The organism is Thalassovita sp. (assembly GCF_965218685.1).
Taxonomy (GTDB): Bacteria; Pseudomonadota; Alphaproteobacteria; order Rhodobacterales; family Rhodobacteraceae; genus Thalassobius.
On the sequence record NZ_OZ244657.1, the window covers coordinates 2,391,534 to 2,415,479 of the forward strand.

Annotated in this window: 25 protein-coding genes and 1 tRNA gene; 22 read left to right on the forward strand and 4 right to left on the reverse strand. The window is 59.0% G+C overall.

All coding sequences use genetic code 11. The annotated features are described in order from the left end of the window. Positions 1 to 13: 13 nt before the first annotated feature. The 4 genes from ACOQOQ_RS11825 (at position 14) to ACOQOQ_RS11840 (ending at position 3,364) form a co-directional block, all read left to right on the forward strand. Entirely contained in the window at positions 14 to 310 is a 297-nt protein-coding gene (locus tag ACOQOQ_RS11825; RefSeq protein ID WP_420567189.1) for a virulence factor, read from the forward strand. 26 nt (positions 311 to 336) lie between these two features. Next, complete coding sequence (locus ACOQOQ_RS11830; RefSeq protein ID WP_420567190.1) at positions 337 to 1,266, forward strand: methylenetetrahydrofolate reductase; 930 nt, start codon at positions 337 to 339, stop codon at positions 1,264 to 1,266. Between the two features lie 3 nt (positions 1,267 to 1,269). Beyond that, a complete protein-coding gene (locus ACOQOQ_RS11835) occupies positions 1,270 to 2,352 on the forward strand; it encodes a methyltetrahydrofolate cobalamin methyltransferase (RefSeq protein ID WP_420567191.1) in 1,083 nt (360 codons plus the stop codon). Between the two features lie 79 nt (positions 2,353 to 2,431). Then, a complete protein-coding gene (locus ACOQOQ_RS11840) occupies positions 2,432 to 3,364 on the forward strand; it encodes an ROK family protein (RefSeq protein WP_420567192.1) in 933 nt (310 codons plus the stop codon). Here ACOQOQ_RS11840 and ACOQOQ_RS11845 read toward each other — a convergent pair. Further along, positions 3,361 to 3,969 (reverse strand): response regulator, encoded by a 609-nt coding sequence (locus tag ACOQOQ_RS11845; RefSeq protein ID WP_420567193.1) that lies wholly within the window; start codon positions 3,967 to 3,969, stop codon positions 3,361 to 3,363. The two genes, ACOQOQ_RS11840 and ACOQOQ_RS11845, sit on opposite strands and share 4 nt — an antisense overlap. 178 nt (positions 3,970 to 4,147) lie before the next feature. Between ACOQOQ_RS11845 and ACOQOQ_RS11850 the strand changes: the two genes are divergently transcribed. Next, complete coding sequence (locus tag ACOQOQ_RS11850; RefSeq protein ID WP_420567194.1) at positions 4,148 to 4,651, forward strand: molybdopterin-dependent oxidoreductase; 504 nt, start codon at positions 4,148 to 4,150, stop codon at positions 4,649 to 4,651. Between the two features lie 115 nt (positions 4,652 to 4,766). After that, the gene (locus tag ACOQOQ_RS11855) at positions 4,767 to 7,238 is read left to right on the forward strand and encodes an ATP-binding protein (RefSeq protein ID WP_420567195.1); all 2,472 of its coding nucleotides are present in this window, start codon (positions 4,767 to 4,769) and stop codon (positions 7,236 to 7,238) included. Between the two features lie 212 nt (positions 7,239 to 7,450). On the opposite strand, the gene ACOQOQ_RS11860 is transcribed toward ACOQOQ_RS11855, so the two are convergent. After that, positions 7,451 to 7,540 (reverse strand) — tRNA-Ser (locus ACOQOQ_RS11860). Between the two features lie 94 nt (positions 7,541 to 7,634). On the opposite strand from ACOQOQ_RS11860, the gene ACOQOQ_RS11865 reads away from it, so the two are divergent. The 9 genes from ACOQOQ_RS11865 to ACOQOQ_RS11905 all read left to right on the forward strand — a co-directional run bounded on the left by ACOQOQ_RS11865 (position 7,635) and on the right by ACOQOQ_RS11905 (position 14,729). After that, the gene (locus ACOQOQ_RS11865; RefSeq protein WP_420567196.1) at positions 7,635 to 8,516 is read left to right on the forward strand and encodes a DUF2059 domain-containing protein; all 882 of its coding nucleotides are present in this window, start codon (positions 7,635 to 7,637) and stop codon (positions 8,514 to 8,516) included. Between the two features lie 10 nt (positions 8,517 to 8,526). After that, positions 8,527 to 9,321, forward strand: a complete 795-nt coding sequence (locus ACOQOQ_RS11870) for a DUF2059 domain-containing protein (RefSeq protein ID WP_420567197.1) — start codon at positions 8,527 to 8,529, stop codon at positions 9,319 to 9,321. Positions 9,322 to 9,517: 196 nt separating this feature from the next. Beyond that, the gene (locus ACOQOQ_RS11875) at positions 9,518 to 10,117 is read left to right on the forward strand and encodes a 50S ribosomal protein L21 (RefSeq protein ID WP_420567198.1); all 600 of its coding nucleotides are present in this window, start codon (positions 9,518 to 9,520) and stop codon (positions 10,115 to 10,117) included. 13 nt (positions 10,118 to 10,130) lie between these two features. Continuing rightward, a complete protein-coding gene (gene rpmA, locus ACOQOQ_RS11880; protein WP_420567199.1) occupies positions 10,131 to 10,400 on the forward strand; it encodes a 50S ribosomal protein L27 in 270 nt (89 codons plus the stop codon). Positions 10,401 to 10,475: 75 nt separating this feature from the next. After that, positions 10,476 to 10,712: a hypothetical protein gene (locus tag ACOQOQ_RS11885; protein WP_420567200.1), complete on the forward strand. Its 237-nt coding sequence runs from the start codon at positions 10,476 to 10,478 to the stop codon at positions 10,710 to 10,712. A 1-nt stretch (position 10,713) separates the two neighbouring features. Beyond that, positions 10,714 to 11,253, forward strand: a complete 540-nt coding sequence (locus ACOQOQ_RS11890; protein ID WP_420567201.1) for a GNAT family N-acetyltransferase — start codon at positions 10,714 to 10,716, stop codon at positions 11,251 to 11,253. Between the two features lie 48 nt (positions 11,254 to 11,301). Then, positions 11,302 to 12,339, forward strand: a complete 1,038-nt coding sequence (gene obgE / locus ACOQOQ_RS11895) for a GTPase ObgE (RefSeq protein WP_420567202.1) — start codon at positions 11,302 to 11,304, stop codon at positions 12,337 to 12,339. Then, the gene (gene proB, locus ACOQOQ_RS11900) at positions 12,327 to 13,433 is read left to right on the forward strand and encodes a glutamate 5-kinase (RefSeq protein WP_420567203.1); all 1,107 of its coding nucleotides are present in this window, start codon (positions 12,327 to 12,329) and stop codon (positions 13,431 to 13,433) included. The genes obgE and proB overlap by 13 nt, the downstream gene beginning before the upstream one ends. 42 nt (positions 13,434 to 13,475) lie before the next feature. Then, positions 13,476 to 14,729: a glutamate-5-semialdehyde dehydrogenase gene (locus tag ACOQOQ_RS11905; RefSeq protein ID WP_420567204.1), complete on the forward strand. Its 1,254-nt coding sequence runs from the start codon at positions 13,476 to 13,478 to the stop codon at positions 14,727 to 14,729. A 6-nt stretch (positions 14,730 to 14,735) separates the two neighbouring features. Here ACOQOQ_RS11905 and ACOQOQ_RS11910 read toward each other — a convergent pair whose 3' ends face one another. Next, on the reverse strand, positions 14,736 to 15,332 hold the full coding sequence (locus tag ACOQOQ_RS11910) for a histidine phosphotransferase family protein (RefSeq protein WP_420567205.1): 597 nt from the start codon (positions 15,330 to 15,332) through the stop codon (positions 14,736 to 14,738). Positions 15,333 to 15,360: 28 nt separating this feature from the next. Here ACOQOQ_RS11910 and ACOQOQ_RS11915 point away from each other — a divergent pair, with 28 nt between their 5' ends. The 3 genes from ACOQOQ_RS11915 to ACOQOQ_RS11925 all read left to right on the forward strand — a co-directional run bounded on the left by ACOQOQ_RS11915 (position 15,361) and on the right by ACOQOQ_RS11925 (position 17,256). Further along, positions 15,361 to 15,543: a DUF3553 domain-containing protein gene (locus ACOQOQ_RS11915; protein ID WP_420567206.1), complete on the forward strand. Its 183-nt coding sequence runs from the start codon at positions 15,361 to 15,363 to the stop codon at positions 15,541 to 15,543. Between the two features lie 115 nt (positions 15,544 to 15,658). Further along, positions 15,659 to 16,438 carry a GNAT family N-acetyltransferase gene (locus ACOQOQ_RS11920; protein ID WP_420567207.1) on the forward strand — a complete coding sequence of 260 codons (780 nt, stop codon included), beginning with the start codon at positions 15,659 to 15,661 and terminating at the stop codon, positions 16,436 to 16,438. Between the two features lie 14 nt (positions 16,439 to 16,452). Continuing rightward, positions 16,453 to 17,256 carry a lysophospholipid acyltransferase family protein gene (locus ACOQOQ_RS11925; protein ID WP_420569768.1) on the forward strand — a complete coding sequence of 268 codons (804 nt, stop codon included), beginning with the start codon at positions 16,453 to 16,455 and terminating at the stop codon, positions 17,254 to 17,256. Here ACOQOQ_RS11925 and mnmA read toward each other — a convergent pair. Further along, a complete protein-coding gene (gene mnmA / locus ACOQOQ_RS11930; protein WP_420567208.1) occupies positions 17,253 to 18,407 on the reverse strand; it encodes a tRNA 2-thiouridine(34) synthase MnmA in 1,155 nt (384 codons plus the stop codon). The two genes, ACOQOQ_RS11925 and mnmA, sit on opposite strands and share 4 nt — an antisense overlap. 107 nt (positions 18,408 to 18,514) lie before the next feature. Here mnmA and ACOQOQ_RS11935 point away from each other — a divergent pair, with 107 nt between their 5' ends. From ACOQOQ_RS11935 to recG, 4 genes are all read left to right on the forward strand, one after another. After that, a complete protein-coding gene (locus ACOQOQ_RS11935) occupies positions 18,515 to 18,793 on the forward strand; it encodes a DUF1153 domain-containing protein (protein WP_420567209.1) in 279 nt (92 codons plus the stop codon). A gap of 96 nt (positions 18,794 to 18,889) precedes the next feature. Next, positions 18,890 to 19,606 carry a response regulator transcription factor CtrA gene (ctrA, locus tag ACOQOQ_RS11940; protein ID WP_420567210.1) on the forward strand — a complete coding sequence of 239 codons (717 nt, stop codon included), beginning with the start codon at positions 18,890 to 18,892 and terminating at the stop codon, positions 19,604 to 19,606. 89 nt (positions 19,607 to 19,695) lie between these two features. Continuing rightward, positions 19,696 to 21,813 (forward strand): NAD-dependent DNA ligase LigA, encoded by a 2,118-nt coding sequence (gene ligA, locus ACOQOQ_RS11945; protein WP_420567211.1) that lies wholly within the window; start codon positions 19,696 to 19,698, stop codon positions 21,811 to 21,813. Continuing rightward, positions 21,810 to 23,900, forward strand: coding sequence for an ATP-dependent DNA helicase RecG (gene recG / locus ACOQOQ_RS11950; protein ID WP_420567212.1), 2,091 nt, complete (start codon positions 21,810 to 21,812; stop codon positions 23,898 to 23,900). Before ligA ends, recG begins: the two co-directional genes overlap by 4 nt. The last annotated feature ends 46 nt before the right edge of the window (positions 23,901 to 23,946 follow it).

A 23,946-nucleotide genomic window follows, 5' to 3' on the forward strand; every position in this document is an offset into this window, starting at 1 on the left:
GGGAATCAATCGCATGGCTGACGTCACCATTGTTTATTGGCGGGATATTCCGGCTCAGGTGATCGTGGGCAAGGGCCGCCGGGGCGCGAAAAAGCCACTGGCCGAACGCTTCGAACAGGCGATTGACCGGGCTGCCATGAAGGTCGGCGCATCGGAAACCGATGCCTATCTGGCCGAATGGCGCAAGGCCGCCCCCTATCCGGTCGAGGGGTCCCCCCAAGACGTTGTCGAAGCCGAGGTCGCAAGACTGGAGGCCGAATATGATCAGGACCGCCTGAAGGCGCTGATCGCCAATGACGGATGGGCATGACCCCCGCTGCGATAATGGAGGCCTTGATGGCTCTGCTGAATTTCAGAAAACGCGACGAGGCGGGCCAGCCCGTCGACCCCCGGATGGAAACGTTTCTGGGCGGGTTCTCGATCGAGGTCATGCCGCGCACGGCTGAAAAGATCGACGATTTCCGCGACCTGCTGCCGCGCGGCACCCGCGTTTATATCGCTCATATTGATGGTACCCCGATTGAGGACATGGTCACCACCGCCGCGCGTTTGGCGGATGAGGGCTTTGACGTCATGCCGCATTTCCCGGCGCGGATCATCGCGGATGCCCCCACGCTTGAGGACTGGATCAACCGGTATCAGGGCGAGGCCGGAGTGACGCAGGCGCTGTTGCTGGCGGGCGGAGTGACCGAGCCGCATGGCGACTTTCATTCCTCGATGCAATTGCTGGAAACCGGGCTGTTTGACCGTGCGGGTTTCAAGCGTCTGCACGTTGCGGGCCACCCCGAAGGCAACAAGGATATCGACCCCGATGGCGGCGACCGGATGGTGATGGACGCCCTGCGCTGGAAACAGGCGTTTTCCGACCGGACAGATGCCGACATGGCGCTGGCCACGCAGTTCTGTTTCGAAGCGCAGCCCGTGATCGACTGGGCCAGCCGCCTGACGGATGAGGGCATCAAGTTGCCCATCCACATCGGCATTGCGGGCCCTGCCAAGCTGCAAACCCTGATCAAATTCGCTATCGCCTGCGGTGTCGGCCCTTCGCTAAGGGTGCTGCAAAAACGCGCGATGGACGTGACCAAGCTGCTGCTGCCCTACGAGCCGACCGAACTGGTCGCCCAACTGGCCGCGCACAAGGCTGCAAACCCTGATTTCAACATCACTAATGTTCACATGTTCCCGCTGGGGGGTATCAAGACCTCGGCCAAGTGGACTCAGGACCATGGCGGCGCCTCGGGCGTTCCGGCCAACCAACAAGGATAAGACATGACCCGCACCATCGTAGAATCCAAAACCAAGACCGCCATCATCGGTTTCGATCAGCCCTTTTGCGTAATCGGCGAGCGGATCAACCCGACGGGCCGCAAGAAACTGGCGGCCGAGCTGGAAATGGATGACTTCTCGACCGTCGAGGCTGACGCGATCGCGCAGGTGATGGCAGGGGCGACGGTGCTGGATATCAACTCGGGCGCGGTGTTTTCCAACAAGATGGCCGAAGATCCGCGCTATGCCGACAACAACTTTGTCGAACCGCCGCTGATGAAGGCCCTGATCGAGCGCGTGCAGGCCATCGTGGACGTGCCGCTGTGCATCGACAGCTCGGTTCCCGGCGCGCTGGAGGAAGGGCTGAAAGCCGCCGAAGGCCGCCCGCTGCTGAACTCGGTCACCGGCGAAGAAGAACGGTTGGAACTGGTTCTGCCGCTGGTCAAGAAATACAACGTGCCGGTCGTGGCGATCTCGAACGACGATACCGGGATTTCCGAAGACCCCGATGTGCGTTTCGCCGTCGCAAAGAAAATCGTAGAACGCGCCGCAGATTTCGGCATTCCCGCCCATGACATCGTTGTGGACCCTCTGGTCATGCCAATCGGCGCGATGGCGACGGCCGGACATCAGGTCTTTACCCTTGTGCGCCGTCTGCGGGACGAGCTGGGCGTGAACACCACCTGCGGCGCCTCGAACATCTCGTTCGGGCTGCCCAACCGTCACGGCATCAACAACGCGTTCTTGCCCATGGCGATGACCGCCGGCATGACCAGTGCCATCATGAACCCGATTACGCTGCCGGTTGGCCCCAAGAAACTGGCCGAAAAACGCGCCGAGGTCGAAGCCGCCGGGATCATCCTGCCCGAAGGCATGGATGACGAGGCGTTCTGCCAGATGTTCGGTCTGGGCTCGACCAAGCCGCTTCCGGGCAAGGAAATGGAGGCCGTTCGCGCGGCCAACCTGCTGACAAACAACGACCCGCATGGTGGCGAGTGGATCAACTTCAATAAACCTGCCGGCGGGGCCGAGGCTGCTGGCGGACGTGGTGGCCGTCGGGGTGGCGGGCGTCGTCGTCGCGGATGATCTTGTCAAAGGCCCCGCAATGCGGGGTCTTTTTCTTTGGCCGGGGCGGGGTTAGCCTGCCCAAAACTGCGGAGCCTTGATGTATACCCTCGTCGCTGATTTCGGAGGCACCAACACCAGGCTGGCACTGGCCCATAACGGGCAGGTCGCGCCCTCAAGTCTGCGGCGCTATCGCAATGCCGACTTTCCTGGGCCCATGCAGGCGATCCGCAGTTATCTGTCCGAACAAGCGAATCCCGCGATCAGCTCGGCTTGTGTGGCAGCTGCGGGGCCGGTAACCCAACAGGGCGTAGTTCTGACCAATTATCCCTGGACGCTGAAGCACACCCAGCTTGCGGCCGAGACGGGTACAGACAGGCTGATATTTCTCAACGATCTGCAGGCGCAGGGTTATGCACTGCACGCATTGAAGCGCTCGGATCTGGTGCCGGTTCTGGACGGCTTGGACATGCCCGGGGCCCCTCGGGTGATCGTGGCGGTTGGCACCGGGGTCAACGCGGCTGTGGCGCACGATCTAAACGGGCGTTTGTTCGTTCCGCCGTCCGAGGCCGGTCATGCGGCCTTTGGCGCTGCTGATGCGCTGGATCTTCAGATCGCACAGGCCGTGCGCGCCCATTTGGGGCATTGTCCGATCGAGGGCGTGATCAGCGGCGTCGGGCTGGCGCGTTTGTGGGCGTTTTTCGGCGGCGATCAGAATGCACGCGGCGAGGACGTCACGCAGGCCTTCGCCGCCGGCGATCCTGCAGCCATTCAGGCAGTGCGGCGTTTCTCGGGCTATCTGGCCAGCCATTGCGCCGATCTGGCGCTTGGCCACTTGGCGCGCGGGGGTATCTTTCTGGGCGGGAGCGTCGGAAACGCGCTGGCCGGGGACCTAAATGCGTTAGGGTTCGCCGAGGCCTTCCGCAGACCGGGGCCATACCAGCCAATCCTTCGCGAAATCCCGGTCTGGGCCGTGCCTTCGGGGCAGTTGACGCTGGATGGCTGTGCGATCGCGGCCGCTCAGGGCAGTTAGATCAGGTTCAGATCGCGGCCCAGCATCGCAGCATGGGTGCGATTGCGTGCGTTCAGCTTTCGGCTGAGCGTCTTGACATGCAGTTTGATCGTCACCTCTTGCAGGTCAAGATCGCGGGCAATTTCCTTGTTGGATTTCCCGTCGCTCAAACCGCGAAGGACGTCACGCTCGCGCGGGGTCAGGCGCGGCGCGTCAGGGCGCAGGCTTTCGGATTCCAGAAACCGCAGCGGAGCATAGGTATCACCGGCCAGAATATGGCGCACGGCGCTGATCAGGGTCTCGGGGGCCATCGTCTTGGGCAAAAAGCCCTTGGCGCCGGTGGCCAGCACACGGCGGGCTACATCAGGCGTTGCCGTGCCCGATAGCATGGCCACGGGGGCAGGGGCGTTGGCTTGGATCGTCTTGGTCAGCCCCTCGGGCAGGGTCATGCCGGGCATTGTGAAATCCAGCAGCACCAGATCAAAAGGACCCTCCGAGGTGATCAGGCCCAACGCGGCTTTCAGATCGGCACATTGCATCACTTCGAACCCCGAGGCGTTCTCGAGATAGGTTGAAATCGCCCCACGGACGAGCTCGTGATCATCTGCAATCAGTATACGTGTCATAAAAACGCTGCTGTCGGCTATACTTGTTATTCATTCAAGAAACTGCGGATATACTGGCCTGGGCCCTTCTCCAATACCTGATACCCTAACCTATCCATAGGAATAGGGCTATAGACCTGCGCAAATTCCTACCGCAATAAGTTGTATAACTTTGGCTGGGTAATATTCCGGATTTAATATGCGACGATTTCAGGCTTTGATCGCATTGCTGCTCGCCCTTGTGTTGGGGGTCACGAACGTGGTCGCAGCAGAGGCAGAGGATGAGTTTCATCTTGAGGTCGTAATTCTGGATCACGCGGAAAAGCCGGTCTTGAACCGGCAGGTCAGTCTGGACGAGGTGCAGTCGCTGCCCGCCGCAGAATTCCATACCACGACGATCTGGACAGATGGCGTCCAACGTTTTCGTGGCGTCTGGCTGAGCGATCTTCTGGCCCATCTGGAGATTTTCGAAGGTCAACTGGATTTCAGTGCGTTGAACGAATACCTGATCGAAATCCCGTTCGAAGACATCGTGCCCGGCGGGCCGCTGGTGGCCTATGAATGGAATGGCAAGCCCATGAGCCCCCGCGACAAGGGCCCGCTTTGGGTGGTATTCCCATATGACTCGGATGCGAAATTTCAGACCGAGTCCATCTATGCCCAAAGCATTTGGCAATTGGACCGGATCGAGGTTTACCGCTAAGCTGCCCGGTGCCGTACCCAGCCATCGGGCAGGGCAGGCCGCAGGTAAGGGCTGAGTTTTCATGGTGCAAAAGTCTCGTCGACAGATCAGGGGGCGCAGGGTCCAAAGTGTCCTGATGATGCTGGCTGGGCTGGTGTCTCTGATGCTGCTGGTGCCGATCTGGGTTCAGGTGACCGAACGTCTGGAAGAGATGCAGGTCTCGCGTCGGGACAACGTGATCTGGACGATTACCCAGCTTGAGGTCGAGTTCCTGGAGCTGGAAAAAGCCGCATTGCGGTTGCAGATCGAGGACGAGGCCGCGCTGCCCGAACTTCACCGCCGCTTCGATGTTTTCTACAGTCGTGTGGGCACATTGCAGCAAAGCCCGCTGTATCGCTCGGCCATTACGATATCGGGTGAGATCGTCGCGCTGGAGCGGATCTCTGAGGGGATCGAAGCGCTGCTGCCGTTGATGGACGGTGACAAGGCCGATCTATTGAACAGCGCAGCATTCCTGCAGCAAGAGCTTGGACGAATTCGCCCGGATACCCGCCGGGTGGTCACCAATGCCAACTATGTCCTGACTACCAGTACCGAAACCAACCGGCGTGAAACTGCAGAACTGGTGATGCAGCTTGGCGTGACCTCGCTGGTCCTTTTTGGCTCGTTGTTCGGGTGGGCCTTTCTGTTTTCGCGATTGTTCGTGATCTATCGACGTCGGGCAGAAGAAAACCTGCTGACCACACAGCGTCTGGCCACGGTGATCGAAACCTCGCCCGATGCGATCGTTGTGACCAACACCGAGGGCCGCATCGAGGATTTCAACAGTGCCGCCGCGGCCCTTCTGGGCTATACCCCTGACCAGGCGCGGGGGGTGGGTTTCGCCCAAATGCTGCGGGATGCAGACGGCCAGAACGTGCAATTGCCCTTGCCTGGCGGCGCAGTGTTCCGCAAACGCCTGAGCGGGCGCACTCTGTCAGGTTTGACGCTGCCGCTTGAGGTATCGCAGGGCGCGACCTCGCTGGAACAGCGGCCGGTTTATGTCTACTTCCTGCGCGATATCTCGGACAGGTTGCAAGCCGAGTCAGATCTGCAGGCTTCATTGGACAAGGCCGTTGCAGGCGAACAGGCAAAAGCGCATTTCCTGGCTGTCATGAGCCACGAGATGCGCACGCCCCTGAATGGGATCCTTGGCGTGGTGGACCTGATGAAAGACCGCCTGACCGAAGCCAAGAACCGCCACTATCTGTCCGTGCTTGAGCAATCGGGGAAGGTGCTACTGGAGCACGTTAACGAGGTTCTGGACCTGACCGAGATCGAAGCGCGCGGCATAACTTTGAACAACGCGCCCTTCGATCTTGATGCCATTCTGGACGAGATTGTCGCCTCGATGCGGCCGACGGCCGAAGCCAAGGGCAACAAGCTGACTCTGTCAAAACTGCCGCCCCGGCTTGGACATTTCGATGGTGATGCTATGCGATTGCGGCAGGTCGTGGCCAACCTATTAGGCAATGCAATCAAGTTCACGCAAAACGGGGATATCGAACTGCTGGTGACCACGCAGCCCACACCAGATGGCATGGGCTTGGAAATCCAGGTGATCGACACCGGAATTGGCATTCCCGAGGACCAGCAAACCAACGTGTTTGATGATTTCGTTCGCGCCCGGACCGATGAAAGCACCAAGATCGAAGGCACCGGGCTTGGGCTGGGCATCGTGCGCCGCATCGTCACGGTGATGAAGGGTGAGATCGGGATGGAAAGCGAGCCGGGCGAGGGCAGCCTGTTCTGGGTGCGTCTGCCTGTCGTCCCGCTTCAAGAGGCCTATGACCTGAAAGCGCAGGAAATCACGTTTGAAGAGTCCCGCGCCCTAAGCATCCTGATCGTCGAGGACAATCCCACCAACCGCTTTGTCCTGCGAGAAATGCTGGAGCAGGACGGCCATACCGTAAAAGAGGCTGAGAACGGCCAGGTCGGGGTGGAAATGGCGCGCGAACAGCCGTTCGATGTGATCTTGATGGACATCAATATGCCCGTGATGGGCGGGGTCGAGGCAACGCGCGAGGTTCGCTTGGATGGTTTGAATCGTGATACCAGGATCGTCGCGCTTACGGCTCATGTGCTGGATCAGGATGCGCAGCTGTATCACGAAGTCGGCATGGATGCGGTCGTGGCCAAGCCCATAAGTCGCCGCAACATCCGAGGGGTGCTGACAGGAAAGACGCCTGATGCAATGCCGACACGCCGGACGGCGACCCTGGACCCCCTGATTTTGGATCAGCTGTCCGGCTCGATGCCCGCGCAGAGTTTCAAGACCATGATCCAGGGTGTGCTTGATGAAGGGGATGCTTTTATCGACGCGCTGAACCAGAAACAGGGCTGGGCACATGACGAGGCGCTGACCGCCGTGCATAACCTGTCCGGGACGGCTGCAATGATCGGCGCGACGCGGCTGCGCAACTCTTTGTCCCAGCTGGAAAACAAGTTGCGGTATCAAGGGACCGTCGAATTAAACATGTGGGCCGAAGCTTTGCGCGTACTGTGGGCCGAAACCCGCGAAAAGCTTGAGGTTTATGCCGAAGGGCTGGCTTCGAGTAAAAGCGCCTGAGCGATGGAAGGGCCGCGATCAATCTGGTCGTCAGCACAATTGGTCCTGCCCGGCGGAAAATGGCCAACGCCCGTAGTGAAAAATCAAACTGTCCCGAACCCCCGGATACATCGGTCCAAGGCCGTTGTATGAAACGCGTGGGGAGGCCGCCCGATCGAAAAGCGCACTATCCCCTTGAAATTTTTGATTAATCATAAATTTCAAGGGGATAGTGGCGGAGAGACAGGGATTCGAACCCTGGGTGGGCTTGCACCCACAACGGTTTTCGAGACCGCCCCGTTCGACCACTCCGGCACCTCTCCGCGGGGGTCTGGTGGAGGCGTTTAAAGGCTCTTTTCACGAGTGGCAAGTGCGATTTGCATTGTTTCTGCGAAGTTTTTTTCTAATTTGAAGGCCATGTATACCAATTTATTTAAACTCTCTGATCCCATTCGCGCAGTGTTTGCGCCACTGGGTCTTGTTTTGTTGGCTCTGGTGGTGATTTTAACCCCGGCCAATCATGCGCAGGCCGCCGAGCGCGCGGATGTTGCGCGCTTTCTGGAGGTGACAGGATTTGATGTCGCTCTGGAATCAATGGGTCTTGGCGCCAAGAAAGCGCCCGAGATGCTGGGGCGGGATCCGGGTGATTTCGGAATCATGTGGAACCGCGTGGTCGAGGACGTGATGCGCCCGGCAGAAATCGTGGCCACGGCCACGGACATGCTGGAACAGACGCTGAACCAGGAAATGCTGGATCATGCTCTGGACTTTTATGGTTCCGCACTGGGCCAGCAGGTGGTGCGTGTCGAAAACGCATCGCACATGATTGAAGACGAAGCTTCCAAGTCTGAAGCCGGGCAAGAGATCGTCTCGGCTCTGGTGCGGGTCGGGGCCGAGGGCAGCGCCCGACTGGATTATCTGCGGCGTATGAACAATGCGGTGGACAGCGATGGGATGTCCTTGCGAGCGGTGCAGGAAATCCAGATCCGGTTCCTGCTGACGGCTGCCGCGCACGGGGTAATCGCCCTGCAAATGGACGAGAAGGACATGCGCGCCTTTTTCCGCCAACAAGAAACGCAGACTCGCGCGGCGATCATGGCCAATGCCATGGCCAATGCGGCCTATACTTATCAGTCCCTCAGCGACGAGGAGCTGCGCCAGTACACCGAGGCGCTGGAAGCCCCGCAGATGCAAGAGGTTTACCGGCTGGTGAACGCCATCCAATTCGAGATTACCGCGCATCGCTATGAAATACTGGCGGCGCGCATGGCTGATTTACGACCGTCAGAAGAATTGTAGGACCTGATCTGTGAAACGTTTAATCAGTGTTCTGTGTGTAGTGCTTTGGGCACTGCCTGCCGCGGCTGACCCGGTGCATTTGCACCGATTGCTGCGTATGGATGAGTTCGTTGAAGTGATGCGCCAAGAGGGGCTGAGCTTTGGCGAGGAGTTGGGCCAGGATCTGCTGCCAGATGGCGGCGGCAAGCTGTGGCATCAGCGTTTGGAGCGGCTTTACGAACTGGAGGGAATGCAGGGCGGCGTTGCCCAGGTCTTTGTTCAGTCCATGGATCCCAAGCTTAGCGCCGAGGCCGAAGCCTTTTTTGAAACGCCGCTAGGGCAACAGGTCGTGGCCTCGGAACTGGCAGCACGGCGCGCCATGCTGAACGCGGGCGTTGAAGAAGCCTCTCGCAATGAGGCCAAATCGCTGCCCCTGGCACGAGCGCGGGCACTGGCCGATTTCATAGATGCGAACGAGCTGGTGGAATACAACGTGATGGGGGGCATGACTGCGCAGCTTAGGTTTTTCCAGGGGCTGGCCCGGGGTGGCTATCTGGATATGACCGAAGAGGACATCCTGGACGACGCCTGGGCCATCGAAGACGAACTGCGTACCGATACCCAGGAATGGTTGATGGGGTACCTGATGCTGTCCTTCGAGCCTCAGTCGATCGAAGAAATCAACGCCTACACCAAATTTGCGCGCACACCGCCCGGACGTGCGGTGACGCAGGCGATTTTCCAAGCCTATGACAGGATGTATGCGGATTTGTCGCTGGCGCTTGGGTGGGCGCTTGCCGTTCAGGCCCTCGGAGAAGAGCTCTAGGCGATTTTCCATTATTTTGCTGGGTTTTGGCTTGACTTTGTATCTATTCCAGAGGAAAAGCGCGCATCTCGGGCTGGGGGAACCTTGCCCGTGTTGTTGTTAATGACGTCTTAAATGACGCGCTGTTCGAGGTGGCATAAGCCGTAAACTCCTGATGACGGGGACCACAGAACGCGGGAAAATGAAGGAAAAGCAAATGTTTGCGGTCCTAAAAACCGGCGGCAAGCAGTACAAGGTTCAAGCGGGCGATATTCTGCGCGTTGAGAAACTGGCTGCTGATGCAGGTGAAACTATCCAATTCAACGAGATTCTGATGCTGGGCGGCGATAACCTCGTCGTGGGCGCGCCTCTGGTTGACGATGCTGGCGTTCAGGCCGAGGTCGTAGATCAGATCAAGGGCGACAAAGTCATCAACTTCGTCAAGCGCCGTCGTAAGCACAGCTCGAAGCGCACCAAGGGTCACCGTCAGCAACTGACGCTGATCAAGGTCACTGACATTCTGTCCTCGGGCGCTGCTGCCTCGGGCGTCAAAGCAGCCATCGGCGCGGGTTCCGCTCCGGCCGCTGCTGCTCCTGCTGCTGCACCGGCCGCAGCTGGCGCGGACGATCTGAAAGCGCTGTCGGGTGTTGGCCCCGCGCTGGAGAAGAAGCTGCTCGCCGCTGGCGTCACCAGCTTTGCCCAAATCGCAGCCTGGACCGAGGCCGATATCGCCGAGTTCGACGAAAAACTGTCGTTCAAAGGCCGTATCGAGCGCGAAGGCTGGGTGGAACAGGCCAAAGAACTGGCCGCTAAGTAAGGAGTAACGACTCATGGCACACAAGAAAGCTGGCGGCTCATCCCGTAACGGTCGCGACTCTGCTGGTCGCCGCCTTGGCGTAAAACTGTATGGTGGTCAGGCCGCTATCCCTGGAAACATCATCGCGCGTCAGCGCGGCACCAAGTGGTGGCCGGGTGAAGGCGTTGGCATGGGACGTGACCACACGATCTTTGCTACCGTCGAAGGCAAAGTGACCTTCCACAAGGGCCTGAAAGGCCGCACCTTTATTTCGGTTCTGCCAGTGGCGGAGGCCGCTGAGTAAGCCGACCTTAAGGGCATAAGTTCATAAGGGGATCGGCAAACCGCCGGTCCCCTTTTTCGTTCAAGGAGGCAACCAATGTTCGTTGCCGGACTGTTTTACAATCTGACTGACCATCTCCGCACCCTGGGAACGGTGCGCGGGCTGGACGTCCCTGAGCATGTCGCAAATGTTACTGGCGACACCCCTAGTAATTGGCGTTTCGTGCGCCATCTGTTTGACAATATTCGGTTTTACCTTGGGCTAGCCGCTGTGGAGGAGACAGCGTTCAGGCTCGAATGGGTGAAGTCCCGGCGTATTTTGGGAGGAATTTGAAATGATGTTGGACAAGATCACCAACCAGCCCGTGATTGAAACGGACAGGTTCGACCTGCGTCCTCTGCGCAAGTCCGATCTGGGGTTGATTGACATGTACTGCTCGGATCCGCGGGTGGCGAAAAATACACGTTCGATCCCGCACCCGCTGCCGCCCGGTGCCACCGAGGCGATGATCGTGCGTTCGATGGAAGACGAACGCACCGAGGATGTCTGGGCCATTGATGGCACCAAACAGGGCGCGTGCGAGGTCATGGGGCTGATCATGCTGGACCACATGGACCGCAACCAGTCCGAGATCCGCTATTGGGTTGCGCCGGCGTTCTGGAATACCGGCGTGGCCTCGCAGGCGGTGACGGCCCTGATCGAGGCTAACCCGCAGGACAGCGCCACGATGTTTGCCGAGGTGTTTCAGGACAACCCTGCCTCGGCCCGTGTGCTGACGAACTGTGGATTTGAATACCTGGGCGATGCCGAAACGTTTTCGGTTGCGCGAAACAGCAAGGTCCAGACCTGGACCTATAGCCGCAAATTGGATTGAGCAAAGACCGGATTGCGAACAACCGGACCTTTGCGTTAGGAGACGACCATGAAATTTCTTGATCTCGCAAAGGTCTATATCCGGTCCGGTTCGGGCGGAGGGGGCTGCATCAGCTTCCGCCGCGAGAAGTATATCGAATATGGCGGCCCCGATGGGGGTGACGGTGGCGGTGGCGGCTCGGTCTGGGCCGAGGCTGTCGAAGGGCTGAACACGCTGATTGATTTCCGCTATCAGCAGCATTTCTTTGCCGATAACGGCCGTCCGGGCATGGGCAACCAGCGCACCGGCGCCGATGGCAAAGACATCATCCTGAAGGTACCGGTCGGAACCGAGGTTCTGGACGAAGATCAGGAAACGGTGATTGCGGACATGACCGAAGTCGGCCAGCGCGTGTTGCTGGCCAAGGGTGGTAACGGCGGCTGGGGCAATCTGCATTTCAAATCCTCGACCAACCAGGCGCCGCGCCGGTCCAATCCGGGGCAGGAGGGCGTAGAGCGGACGCTGTGGCTGCGGTTGAAACTGATCGCAGACGTTGGCCTGCTGGGCTTGCCGAATGCCGGTAAATCGACCTTTCTGGCGGCCACGTCGAACGCACGGCCCAAGATTGCGGACTATCCCTTTACCACCCTGCACCCCAATCTGGGCGTTGTGGGGATCGATGGCGTGGAATTCGTCGTGGCGGACATCCCCGGCCTGATCGAGGGTGCCAGCGAAGGCCGTGGTCTGGGCGATCTGTTCCTGGGTCACGTTGAACGCTGTGCGGTTCTGCTGCATCTTGTCGACGGCAGCTCGGGCACGCTGATCGAGGATTACCACACAATCATTGGTGAGCTTGAGGCCTATGGCGGCGCGTTGGCCGAAAAACCGCGCATTACCGTTCTGAACAAGATCGACACGCTGGATGACGAGGAACGCGCCTTTCTGAAGGAAGAGCTGGAAACCGCCAGTGGTGAATCAGTCATGCTGATGTCGGGCGTCTCGCGCGAGGGGACGGACAACGTGCTACGCGCGTTGCGGGCTCAGATCGACGACAACCGCTTGCGACAAAAGAAAACCGAAGACGAGGATGAAGCGTGGCGACCCTGACCGCAGCCAAACGTCTTGTGATCAAGATTGGCTCGGCCCTGTTGGTGGACCGGGAAAGCGGCGCTTTGCGCGACGAATGGCTAAAGGCGCTGGCTGCTGATGTGGCGTGGCTCAAGGGGCAGGGCAAGGACGTGGTTCTGGTCTCGTCCGGGTCAATCGCATTGGGGCGCCGGGTGCTGAACCTGCCGCAAAGCGATCTGGCGCTGGAGCAATCTCAGGCTGCCGCGGCCGTGGGGCAAATTCGTCTGGCGCGCGCCTACCAAGAGGCGCTGAACCCCTATGACATCACCACTGGGCAGGTGCTGGTGACGCTAGAGGACAGCGAAAACCGCCGTCGTTATTTGAATACCCGTGCCACGCTGAACCAGTTGATCGGGCTGGGCGTCGTGCCCATCGTCAATGAAAACGATACCGTAGCCACGGACGAAATTCGCTATGGTGACAACGACCGTCTGGCCGCCCAGATCGCCGTGACCGTGGGCGCTGACCAGCTGATTTTGTTGTCGGATGTCGATGGGTTTTACTCGGCCAACCCACAGCAGGACTCCAGTGCGCTGCGCTTTGATATTATCGAGCACATCACCCCCCAGATCGAGGCCATGGCCGGCGAGGGGGTCTCGGGCCTGTCCAAGGGCGGTATGGTGACAAAGCTGATGGCGGCCAAGATGGCCATCGCCGGGGGCTGTACCATGGCGATCACCGAAGGCTCGGTCATGCGGCCCCTGACTGCATTGGAAAAGGGCGCGAATGCCACGTGGTTCCTGGCGCAAAGTGATCCGCACCAGGCCCGAAAGCGTTGGATTCATTCAATGAAACCGCGCGGAGAGATTACCGTGGACGCAGGCGCTGTCACTGCTCTGCATGCAGGAAACAGCCTGCTGCCCGCCGGTGTCAGCACCATAAAAGGAGCCTTTGGCCGCGGAGACCCCGTGGCCATCCTGGGCCCAGATGGGCACAAGCTTGGACAGGGGCTTAGCCGATATACCGCGGCCGAGGCTCTTCAGATCAAGGGTCACCGACTAGAGCAGATCGAAGATCTGCTGGGCTATTCGGGCCGGGGTGCCTTGATCCATCGCGATGACATGGCGCTTTGACGCCACCAAAGATACACTGACACGGGAACCGGAGGTCAGAACATGAAAGACGCAACCGATATTCACCAGATGATGCTGGACCTGGGCGCGCGCGCCAAGGCCGCCGCCGCCGAGCTGGGATATGCCAGCGCCGAGCGTAAACACGCCGCACTGATTGGCGCCGCCGATGCGGTGTGGAAAAACCGCGCGGCCATCATCGAAGCTAACGCCAAGGATTTGGACTATGGCCGCGAAAAGGGGCTGAGTCCCGCCATGATGGACCGCCTGATGCTGGACGAAGACCGCATCATGGGGATCGTCAATGGCCTGCGCGCCGTCGCCGAACAGGCCGATCCGGTGGGCGAGGTTCTTGCAGAATGGGACATGCCTTCGGGGCTGCATATCCGCCGCGTGCGCACCCCGCTGGGTGTCATCGGCGTGATCTATGAAAGCCGCCCGAACGTCACAGCAGATGCCGGCGCATTGTGCCTGAAATCAGGGAATGCGGTGATCCTGCGGGGCGGCTCGGAAAGCTTCCACTCGTCTGGTGCGATCCACGCCTGCCTGGTCGAAGGTCTGCGCGCCGCCAATTTGCCCGAGGACGCGGTGCAGCTGGTGCCGACGCGTGACCGTGCGGCGGTTCAGGAATTGCTGACCATGACCGACTATGTGGACGTGATCGTGCCCCGTGGCGGCAAAGGCTTGGTTGGGCTTGTGCAGCGAGAGGCTCGCGTTCCGGTATTCGCGCATCTTGAAGGCATCGTGCATATCTATGTGGATAAGGACGCTGACCCGAAAAAGGCGATGGACGTGGTGCTGAATGCCAAGACCCGCCGCACGGGTATTTGTGGCGCCGCGGAATGTCTGCTGATTCACAAGGACATTGCCGATGGTCTGGGCGCCGATCTGGTTTCTGCTCTGATGCAGGCCGGTGTCGAGGTGCGCGCAGAAGGGTTGAACGGCTCGGTCCCTGCCCAGGCCGAGGATTGGGGCAAAGAGTATCTGGACTCGATCATTGCCGCCAAGGTAGTGGACGATCTGGATGGTGCGATTGCGCATATCCGGCAGTACAGCTCCAGCCATACCGATTGCGTGATTACCGAGAATGACGCCGTGGCAGACCGGTTCTTTGAACGTCTGGACAGCGCGATTCTGATGCGCAATGCCTCGACCCAGTTCGCCGATGGCGGAGAGTTTGGCATGGGAGCTGAAATCGGTATCGCGACTGGCAAAATGCACGCTCGCGGCCCGGTGGGCGCCGCTCAGCTGACCAGCTTCAAGTATCTGGTCGAGGGCGACGGCACCACGCGTCCCTAAATGTCACTAGAAAAACAGGGCTAGCTCTGTCTCGGTCCGTTTGACCTTGGCAGAGCGCCCCTGCGCGACCAGGCTGGCGGGAAACAGAAGGAATTGCACCTCAGAGGGTTTGACCTCGTCCCCGGTGCTTTTGCCCGTCATCTGCGCCATCAATGCGTCCGTCAGGGCGATCCGTCGGCCAGTGCATGAAATCTCCCACATGCCCAGTGAATGATTGATCGAGATCCGTCCGCCATAAGGCAGCGCGGTTTCCAGGCAAAGCGCGCCCAGAAAAGCCGATTGCAGGCCCGCGCGATCAGGGTCGATGTCGGAGTCCAGCTCATAGGTGATCCGCCCACCCTCGGACAGATCCCGCAAGATCGAATAGGCCTCGCCCATGTTGACCTGTTGGTCCTGCGAGGCCTTGCCAAAAGCAATGCGGAAAAATTTGACCCGGGCTGTGGCGTTTTGCACGCTTTGCGCGATCAGCTGCATCTCGGGGGTTTGGGGGTGGCCCATCTGCAACAGCTCCAGCCCGTTGCCAATCGCGCCGATGGGGCTGATCAGATCGTGGCACACGCGCGACCCTATCAAAGCGCTGAGATCAAGGCTATCGTTGGGCAAATCAACCTCCTTCATGGACGCACCGCCAATGGACGATCTGAACAGTTTTCTCGAACCCGGAATGCGGGTGAAACATCCAGGCCAGCCCGATTGGGGCACAGGGCAGGTGCAGTCCAACATTCATGGAAAAATCACCGTTAATTTCCCCGAGGCCGGCAAAGTGGTCATTGATGGCTCTCGCATCTTGTTGATACCCGTGTTTGATGACTAATAAGGGTTAATGAAAGCCTAACACTCGCTAAGGTTTAGTAAAGCCTTGATGCCCTACATTGATTTTCGCCAGGGCCTTGCGTAAAAGCGGCAAGAGCTTGCCTGGATCCACTGAAATGACGCAGACCGAACCGCAATTCGTTGTAAAACTTGCCGAATCCGAGGCCGAGCTGAAAGCCGCGCAGCGCTTGCGGTATGATGTTTTCGTGGCCGAGTTGGGTGCCGGCGGGGCGATGGTGGACCATGCCAATCGCCTTGAGGTCGACCAGTTCGATCCATTTTTCGATCACTTGATTCTTTTGGACGTGGCGCGTTCGGACGTGTTGGAGGAGCAGGTGATCGGGGTCTACCGACTGCTGCGCGACGATCAGGCCGCCAAGATCGGGCAGTTCTACTCCGAGGCTGAGTACGATCTGACGCCGCTGAAAAACAGTGGTCGCAAGTTGCTGGAACTGGGGCGCTCGTGCCTGCATGCGGACTATCGCGGTGGGGCAGCCATGTTTCACTTGTGGAACGCACTGGCGGCTTATGTGCTTGAAAACGGTATTGAAATTTTGTTCGGTGTGGCCAGTTTTCATGGCACGGATCCGCAAGAACTGGCGCAGCCCTTATCGATGCTGCATCACAATCACCTTGCGCCCGAGGCTTTGCGCGCGACGGTGAAAACCGACAGCAGCACTTCGATGAATCTGTTGCCCAAAGAGCAGCTTGATCGCAAGGCCGCGATGTTGGCGGTGCCTGCCTTGATCAAGGCTTACCTGCGTTTGGGTGGCGTGGTCGGGCAGGGCGCCTATATTGATCGTGACTTCAATACGATTGACGTCTGTCTGATCATGGACACCGAGAAACTGAACGCAAAACAGCGCAGTATTTACACCAAGGGGGTCGCGGGGTGAGCCTTGAGTGGGATATGCCGCCCGAGCCAGCGCCGCAGCCGATCGGGTTTTTGGGCTGGGCATTAGCCTTGGCGCGGGGCATTCCTCTGGCCATCCTGGTCTTCGGGGGACTGCTGATCCTGTTGCTCGTGCGCCTGATCGAACGCCCGATTTTCGGTCTGCATCGTCCTGTGACCCCTCACATCACTCAGTTTGTCTGCCGTAACGCCTTTCGGATCATGGGCTTTCGGTTTGAAACGCAAGGCGATGTGATGCGCCAGCGCGGAGCGGTGGTGGCGAACCATTGCTCGTGGCTGGATATCTTCACCCTGAACGCGCGCAAACGGATTTACTTTGTGTCCAAGGCCGAGGTCGCCAATTGGCCCGGCATCGGCTGGCTGGCGCGCGCGACGGGGACAGTGTTCATTCGGCGCGACCGCAAAGAAGCGAAAGCGCAGCAAGAGGTGTTCGAAAGCCGCCTTCTGGCCGGGCATAAACTGTTGTTTTTCCCCGAGGGAACCTCGACTGACGGATTAGTGGTTTTGCCTTTTAAATCAACGCTTTTTCAGGCGTTCTTTACAGATCACCTGAGGCACGAGATGCACATTCAGCCCGCCACCGTGATCTATAGCCCACGCAAGGGTGAAGACCCGCGGTTTTACGGCTGGTGGGGTGAGATGGATTTCGGCTCGCACCTGCTGAAAGTGTTGGCAAACCCGCGGCAGGGCCGCGTGAAAGTGGTCTATCATCCGCCAGTCCGCGTGGATGATTTCCCCAATCGCAAAAGCCTGGCGGCCTATGCCGAAAAGACCGTGCGCAGCGCCATGCCGGACGCTTAACCTTTCCAGATCCAGCCGCCGCCCAGAATGCGGGACCCCTCGGTTTCATAGAACACGCAGGCTTGGCCCGGTGACACGCCCTCTTCAGCGGTCAGCAGCTCGACCTCGGCCGTGGTATCGGACAGGGGCCGGATGATCGCCTCGCGCGGGGGGCGGGTGGAGCGGATTTTGACCGAAACGTGCCATTCATCGCGAGAGGTGAAGGGCTCATCGCCCAGCCAGTTGATCTCGCGTACGGGGACGGTGCGGGTCGACAGCAGCTCTTTGGGGCCGACAACGACTTGCTTGTTCTCAACATCCAGTTTGACCACGTACAAAGGCTCGGACAACCCGCCAATGCCCAGACCGCGGCGCTGACCGATGGTATAGTGGATCACGCCGTTATGCTCGCCCAGAACGCGCCCGTCCGCGTGGACAATCTGTCCGGGTTCGGCGGCACCGGGGCGCAGTTTTTCGATCACACTGGCATAGTTGCCGTTGGGCACAAAGCAGATGTCCTGGCTGTCGGGTTTATCAGCCACGGCCAGCCCGTATTTAGCCGCCAGTTCGCGCGTGGCGTCCTTCGAGGGCAGGTGGCCCAGCGGAAAGCGCAAATATTCCAGCTGTTCCGGCGTGGTCGAGAACAGGAAATAGCTTTGATCGCGATTGGCATCTGCGGCGCTGTGCAGCTCGGGGCCGTTTTTGCCCACCATCCGCTGAATATAGTGACCGGTGGCCATGCAGTCGGCCTCGAGGTCCTTGGCGGTTTCCAGCAGATCCTTGAATTTCACCCGCTCGTTGCAGCGGATGCAGGGCACCGGCGTGGCGCCGCCCAAGTAGCTGTCGGCAAACTCGTCGATCACCGCCTCTTGGAAGATATTTTCATAGTCCAGCACATAGTGAGGGAAGCCCATTTCCTCGGCCACGCGGCGGGCATCATGAATGTCGATCCCGGCGCAGCAGGCACCCTTCTTGGCCAAGGCCGCGCCATGATCATAGAGCTGCAGCGTAACGCCGACCACATCATAGCCTTCCTCGGCCAGCATCGCGGCCACGACCGAGCTGTCCACACCACCAGACATGGCCACAACCACCCGCGTTTCTGACGGCGGCTTGGCAAAGCCCAGCGAATTCAGTTTTGTCATCTCGTCCAGCATGATGCGTGTTCCCATGAAAGTCTGCGAGAATATAGGAAAATCCTAACTACTCTCAAGCCCCGGTTTCACATCCTGTTAAGTGTGCCGTCCGATCCTTGCATCAAAGAGCGAGGATTACCGGAATGTACCTGAAAAAAGCCGATGGTGTGCGCGCAGTCACGTTGCCCGATGGCCGGGTCATGACCCAGGCGGATTTGCCGCCTGACAGCACCCGCAGATGGGTCGCCAGCCGCAAAGCAGCAGTTGTACGCGGCGTTTTATATGGTTTGATCAGCAAAGAGGCAGCTCTGCGGCGTTATGGTCTGAGTGACGAGGAATTTATGGAGTGGTGTCAATTGATTGCCAGCCATGGCGAGGCTGCGCTTAAGGTCACAGCATTGCAGAAGTATAGACAACTTTAGCGATAGTATGCTATTTGTTCTTCGGCGGTAACGGGTGATTAACCTTTATTCGCGACGGTTAACTCAAATGACAAGCGAATTGCGGAGAACCCATTCATGCGTGTGCTGTTAGTTGAAGACGACCCGACGACCTCAAAGAGCATCGAAATGATGCTGACTCACGCCAATCTGAACGTCTATTCCACCGATCTGGGCGAAGAAGGTATCGATCTGGCGAAACTTTATGATTACGATTTGATCCTTTTGGACCTGGGACTGCCAGACATGCATGGCCACGAGGTGCTGCGCCAATTGCGCCTGGCACGGGTGGATACACCGATTCTGATCCTGTCTGGTTCGGACGACACGGACAACAAGATCAAGGGCTTTGGATTCGGCGCCGATGATTATCTGACCAAGCCGTTCCATCGCGAAGAATTGGTCGCGCGCATTCACGCCATCATCCGGCGCTCGAAAGGGCATTCGCAATCCGTCATTCGCACCGGAAAAATCAACGTCAACCTGGACGCCAAAACCGTGGATGTCGGCGGCCAGACCGTGCATCTGACCGGTAAGGAATACCAGATGCTGGAGCTGCTGAGCCTGCGCAAGGGCACCACACTGACGAAAGAAATGTTCTTGAACCACCTCTATGGCGGAATGGATGAGCCAGAGCTGAAGATCATCGACGTTTTCATCTGTAAATTGCGTAAAAAGTTAAGTCAGGCGACCGAGGGGGAAAATTACATCGAAACGGTTTGGGGCCGTGGGTATGTGTTGCGTGATCCCAACCCCGCAAACATGACCGAGGATAAGCTGGCCATCGGTGCCTAAGGAACAAATCACCACTCACGGACTGGCCCAAGACTGGACGTCGTTGCAAGGCGGCCCTATCACTTTGCCAAAGACAAAGAGGTGGGACCGTGACCGACAAAATTGCCGTCGAAAATTTGACAGAGCAAGAGGCCCGCGACGAGCTCGCGCGCCTGGCCCGCGTAATCGCCGCGGCCAATACCGCCTATCACACCGATGATGCCCCTGAAATCTCGGATGCTGAATTCGATGCTTTGAAGGCGCGCAACAACCGGATCGAATCCCTCTTTCCGCACCTGAAACGTCCAGATAGCCCATCCGATGTGGTTGGCGCCCCAACCGCCGAGGGCTTCGGCAAGGTTAAGCATGCCGTTCGGATGATGTCCCTTGGCAATGCTTTTGACGACGTTGAAGTTTCGGAGTTCGATGGGTTCGTTTGTGGCTATCTTGGTCAGCCCGTTGGCAGTGTGAGCTACACCGCTGAGCCCAAGATTGATGGTCTTAGCCTGTCGTTGCGGTACGAACGTGGAAAACTGGTGCAGGCGGCAACCCGCGGTGATGGTGAAACAGGTGAGAATGTCACCGAAAATGCCAAAACCATCTCGGATATTCCGCGGCAGCTGGCAGATGCCCCTGAGATTCTTGAGGTGCGCGGCGAGGTGTATATGAGCCATGCCGACTTTGATGCTTTGAACCAGCGACAGGCGGCGCAAAACGAAAAACAGTTTGCAAACCCTCGCAATGCTGCTGCGGGGTCTCTTCGCCAGTTGGATTCCGAGATTACACGTGCGCGTCCGCTTCGGTTTTTTGCCTACAGTTGGGGTGAGCTGTCCACGGCGTTGGCTGAAACGCAATTCGAAGCTATTAAGCGACTGAAAAAGCTGGGGTTTCAGACGAACTCGCTTACAAAGCTATGTCAGTCTCAGGATGAAATGCTGGCGCATTACCGCATGATCGAACAGCAACGGGCGACCCTTGGATATGATATCGACGGTGTTGTTTATAAGGTTAATGACCTGAAACTTCAGGGTCGGTTGGGGTTCCGCTCTACGACGCCGCGATGGGCGATTGCGCACAAATTTCCGGCCGAGCTGGCATGGACCCGCCTTGAAGGTATCGACATCCAGGTCGGGCGGACGGGGGCTCTGTCGCCGGTTGCGCGTTTGCAGCCGGTGACGGTCGGCGGCGTGGTGGTCAGCAATGCGACATTGCACAATGAAGACTACATTGCCGGCCGCGATTCGAAGGGCAACCAGATCCGCGATGGTAAGGATATCCGCGTTGGCGACTGGGTGCAGGTCTATCGGGCGGGCGATGTTATCCCCAAAATTGCCGATGTAGATCTGTCCAAACGCCCCGAAACCGCTGACCCGTTCATCTTTCCCGACAAGTGCCCGGAATGCGGCAGTGACGCGATCCGGGAAGAGGGTGATGCGGTCCGTCGCTGCGCCGGAGGCATTATTTGTCCCGCGCAAGCCGTTGAAAAGCTGAAGCATTTCGTAAGTCGCGGCGCGTTCGACATAGAGGGGTTGGGCGCAAAACAGGTCGAGCAGTTTTATAAGGATGGATGGATCTCGGGGCCTGCGGATATTTTTACCCTGCGGGAGCGATTTGGCAGCGGAATGCAGCAGCTGAAAAACCGCGAAGGTTGGGGTGAAAAAAGCGCGAACAACCTCTTTCAGGCTATTGATAGTAAAAGAACAATTAGTTTTTCGCGTCTTCTGTTTGCCCTTGGCATTCGGCACGTGGGCGAGGCTGCGAGCACCCTGATCGCGCGGCACTACGGTCAGTGGGGATTGTTCGAACAGGCCATGCAGAACGCTGCAGGCCTGTCCGGCCCCGACTGGGAGGAATTGCTGAGCATCGATGGCATCGGCGAGGTCATGGCGCGCTCGTTGGTGACGGCGTTTTCGCAAGACAGCGAGCGGGCAGGCATCGATGCCCTGGTCGCGCATCTGGATATTGAAGAGGCAGAACAGCCGGACAGTGCCGGCAGCCCTGTCGCGGGACAGACCGTCGTATTCACCGGAACCTTGGAAAAAATGACCCGCGCCGAGGCCAAGGCCCGGGCCGAGGCGTTGGGCGCCAAGGTTTCTGGCTCGGTTAGCAAGAAAACCGATATACTGGTCGCAGGGCCCGGTGCGGGCTCGAAAGAGAAAAAGGCCAAGGAGCTGGGTATACGCATTTTGGACGAAAACGGATGGTTAACTCTGATCGGTGATGCATGAGCAGCCGGCCAGAGATCTTGTTCCCGCTTTTTGCCGGGCTTGAAACACTTGCCGGTGTTGGTCCCAAGACGGCGCAAAACTTGGGAAACTTGGCGATCGAACGGCCACGGGATCTGCTGTTTACATTGCCTTTCAGCGGCGTGGACCGAACGCTGCGCCGCTCGGTTCGTGGGGCGACTTTGCCGGATGTGCTGACGGTTGAGGTGACGGTCGGCGCCCACGCGCCCCCACGGTCGCGCGGCGGGGCCTATCGCGTGAATGTCGAGGACGCCGAGACTGCCTTTCAGCTGGTTTTTTTCCATGCGCGTGCGGACTATCTGCAGAAAATTCTGCCGGTTGGGGCACAGCGTGTGGTGTCCGGTAAGGTCGAGATGTTCGATGGCATGGCGCAGATGGTGCATCCCGAACACGTGGTGCCTGTCGAGGATGCTGGCGACATCCCCGCTTTCGAGCCGACCTATCCGCTGACCGCCGGGGTTACGCAAAAGCAGATGGGCAAGGCCGTCGCGGGGGCGCTGACCCGCGTGCCCGATCTGCCCGAATGGATTGATCCGCAGCAAAAAGCACAGGAAAACTGGCCCGATTGGGCCGATGCGGTGCGACGCGCTCATAACCCGCAGGATTTTGCGGATTTGGCGCAGACGGCGCCTACACGCCTGCGGCTGGCCTATGACGAATTCATGGCGCATCAGTTGACCTTGGCGCTTGCGCGGTCGAACTTGCGGCGATCAAAAGGGCGGCAGACCAAGGCGCCCGGCGCTTTGAAGGCACGGGTTTTAACCGCCTTGCCTTATCGTCCGACCAAGGCGCAGCTGCGTGCCATCGATGAGATCGAGGCCGACATGGCCGCACCTGTGCGGATGAACCGCTTGCTGCAGGGTGATGTGGGGGCGGGTAAAACCTTGGTGGCTTTCATGGCGTTGCTGGTCGCGGTCGAGGCTGGTGGACAGGGCGTGATGATGGCTCCGACCGAGATTTTGGCGCGTCAACACCTGGAAGGGCTGCAACCTCTGGCCGATCAGGCTGGCATCACGCTGGAATTGTTGACCGGTCGGGACAAAGGCGCAGCCCGTCGTGCCAAGCTTGAGGCGCTGGAACGCGGTGAGATTCAGATTTTGGTCGGCACCCATGCTGTGTTCCAAAAAGACGTGAGTTTCAATGACTTGCGCCTGGCAGTGGTAGATGAACAGCACCGCTTTGGTGTGCGCCAACGGCTCGAGCTGGGCAAGAAAGGCGCCAAGGCCGATGTGTTGGTGATGACAGCTACGCCAATCCCGCGTTCCTTGGCGCTGGCGCAATATGGCGACATGGATGTTTCGGTGCTGGACGAAAAACCTCCGGGGCGAAAGCCGATCAAGACGGCTATGGTCTCGACCGGGCGCATGGAGGAGGTGGTCGATCACCTGCGCCGCGCCATCGCCGAGGGGCGGCAGGCCTATTGGGTGTGTCCGCTGGTCGAAGAAAGCGAGGTTGTGAACCTGACCGCCGCCGAAGAACGCTTTAAACATCTGCGCGCGGTTCTGGGCGAGGGGCATGTTGGATTGGTGCATGGGCAGATGCCCCCGGCTGACAAGGACGCCGCGATGGCCGATTTCGTTGCTGGCCGCACCCAGGTTTTGGTCGCCACGACGGTGATCGAGGTTGGTGTGAACGTGCCCAACGCCTCGATCATGGTTATCGAGCGGGCCGAGATTTTCGGCCTTGCGCAATTGCACCAGCTGCGTGGACGCGTGGGCCGGGGCAGCGCGGAATCAACCTGCCTTCTGATGTATGACGCCCCGTTGTCCGAAGGCGGTCAGCGGCGTTTGACCACGCTTCGGGACACCGAGGATGGGTTCAAAATTTCCGAAGTAGATCTTGAAATGCGCGGGGCCGGCGATCTGATCGGCACGGCGCAATCGGGGCTTCCACGGTTCCGCGTGGCCGATATGGAGACGCAGACCGCGTTGATGCAGACCGCGCAATCAGATGCCCGCGCATTGCTGGCACAGGATCCCGAACTCAAGACCGAGCGTGGTCAGGCCGCGCGCGTTCTTTTGTGGTTGATGGGGCAGGACGAGGCAATTCGTTTGATCTCAGTCGGTTAGCGGTAGTCGTTTCGCTGGACTAACACTTTGTTCACAAATGTTCTCA

Coding starts and splice junctions, on each gene's coding strand:
- ACOQOQ_RS11865 (WP_420567196.1), top strand. CDS start 7,635: ATGTATACCAATTTATTTAAACTCTCTGATCCCATTCGCGCAGTGTTT.
- ACOQOQ_RS11855 (WP_420567195.1), top strand. CDS start 4,767: ATGATGCTGGCTGGGCTGGTGTCTCTGATGCTGCTGGTGCCGATCTGG.
- ACOQOQ_RS11890 (WP_420567201.1), top strand. CDS start 10,714: ATGATGTTGGACAAGATCACCAACCAGCCCGTGATTGAAACGGACAGG.
- ACOQOQ_RS11920 (WP_420567207.1), top strand. CDS start 15,659: ATGACGCAGACCGAACCGCAATTCGTTGTAAAACTTGCCGAATCCGAG.
- ACOQOQ_RS11875 (WP_420567198.1), top strand. CDS start 9,518: ATGTTTGCGGTCCTAAAAACCGGCGGCAAGCAGTACAAGGTTCAAGCG.
- mnmA (WP_420567208.1), bottom strand. CDS start 18,407: ATGGGAACACGCATCATGCTGGACGAGATGACAAAACTGAATTCGCTG.
- ACOQOQ_RS11850 (WP_420567194.1), top strand. CDS start 4,148: ATGCGACGATTTCAGGCTTTGATCGCATTGCTGCTCGCCCTTGTGTTG.
- ACOQOQ_RS11825 (WP_420567189.1), top strand. CDS start 14: ATGGCTGACGTCACCATTGTTTATTGGCGGGATATTCCGGCTCAGGTG.
- ACOQOQ_RS11925 (WP_420569768.1), top strand. CDS start 16,453: ATGCCGCCCGAGCCAGCGCCGCAGCCGATCGGGTTTTTGGGCTGGGCA.
- ACOQOQ_RS11845 (WP_420567193.1), bottom strand. CDS start 3,969: ATGACACGTATACTGATTGCAGATGATCACGAGCTCGTCCGTGGGGCG.
- ACOQOQ_RS11935 (WP_420567209.1), top strand. CDS start 18,515: ATGTACCTGAAAAAAGCCGATGGTGTGCGCGCAGTCACGTTGCCCGAT.
- ACOQOQ_RS11830 (WP_420567190.1), top strand. CDS start 337: ATGGCTCTGCTGAATTTCAGAAAACGCGACGAGGCGGGCCAGCCCGTC.
- recG (WP_420567212.1), top strand. CDS start 21,810: ATGAGCAGCCGGCCAGAGATCTTGTTCCCGCTTTTTGCCGGGCTTGAA.
- ACOQOQ_RS11835 (WP_420567191.1), top strand. CDS start 1,270: ATGACCCGCACCATCGTAGAATCCAAAACCAAGACCGCCATCATCGGT.
- ACOQOQ_RS11915 (WP_420567206.1), top strand. CDS start 15,361: ATGGACGATCTGAACAGTTTTCTCGAACCCGGAATGCGGGTGAAACAT.
- ACOQOQ_RS11905 (WP_420567204.1), top strand. CDS start 13,476: ATGAAAGACGCAACCGATATTCACCAGATGATGCTGGACCTGGGCGCG.
- obgE (WP_420567202.1), top strand. CDS start 11,302: ATGAAATTTCTTGATCTCGCAAAGGTCTATATCCGGTCCGGTTCGGGC.
- ACOQOQ_RS11840 (WP_420567192.1), top strand. CDS start 2,432: ATGTATACCCTCGTCGCTGATTTCGGAGGCACCAACACCAGGCTGGCA.
- rpmA (WP_420567199.1), top strand. CDS start 10,131: ATGGCACACAAGAAAGCTGGCGGCTCATCCCGTAACGGTCGCGACTCT.
- ACOQOQ_RS11885 (WP_420567200.1), top strand. CDS start 10,476: ATGTTCGTTGCCGGACTGTTTTACAATCTGACTGACCATCTCCGCACC.
- ctrA (WP_420567210.1), top strand. CDS start 18,890: ATGCGTGTGCTGTTAGTTGAAGACGACCCGACGACCTCAAAGAGCATC.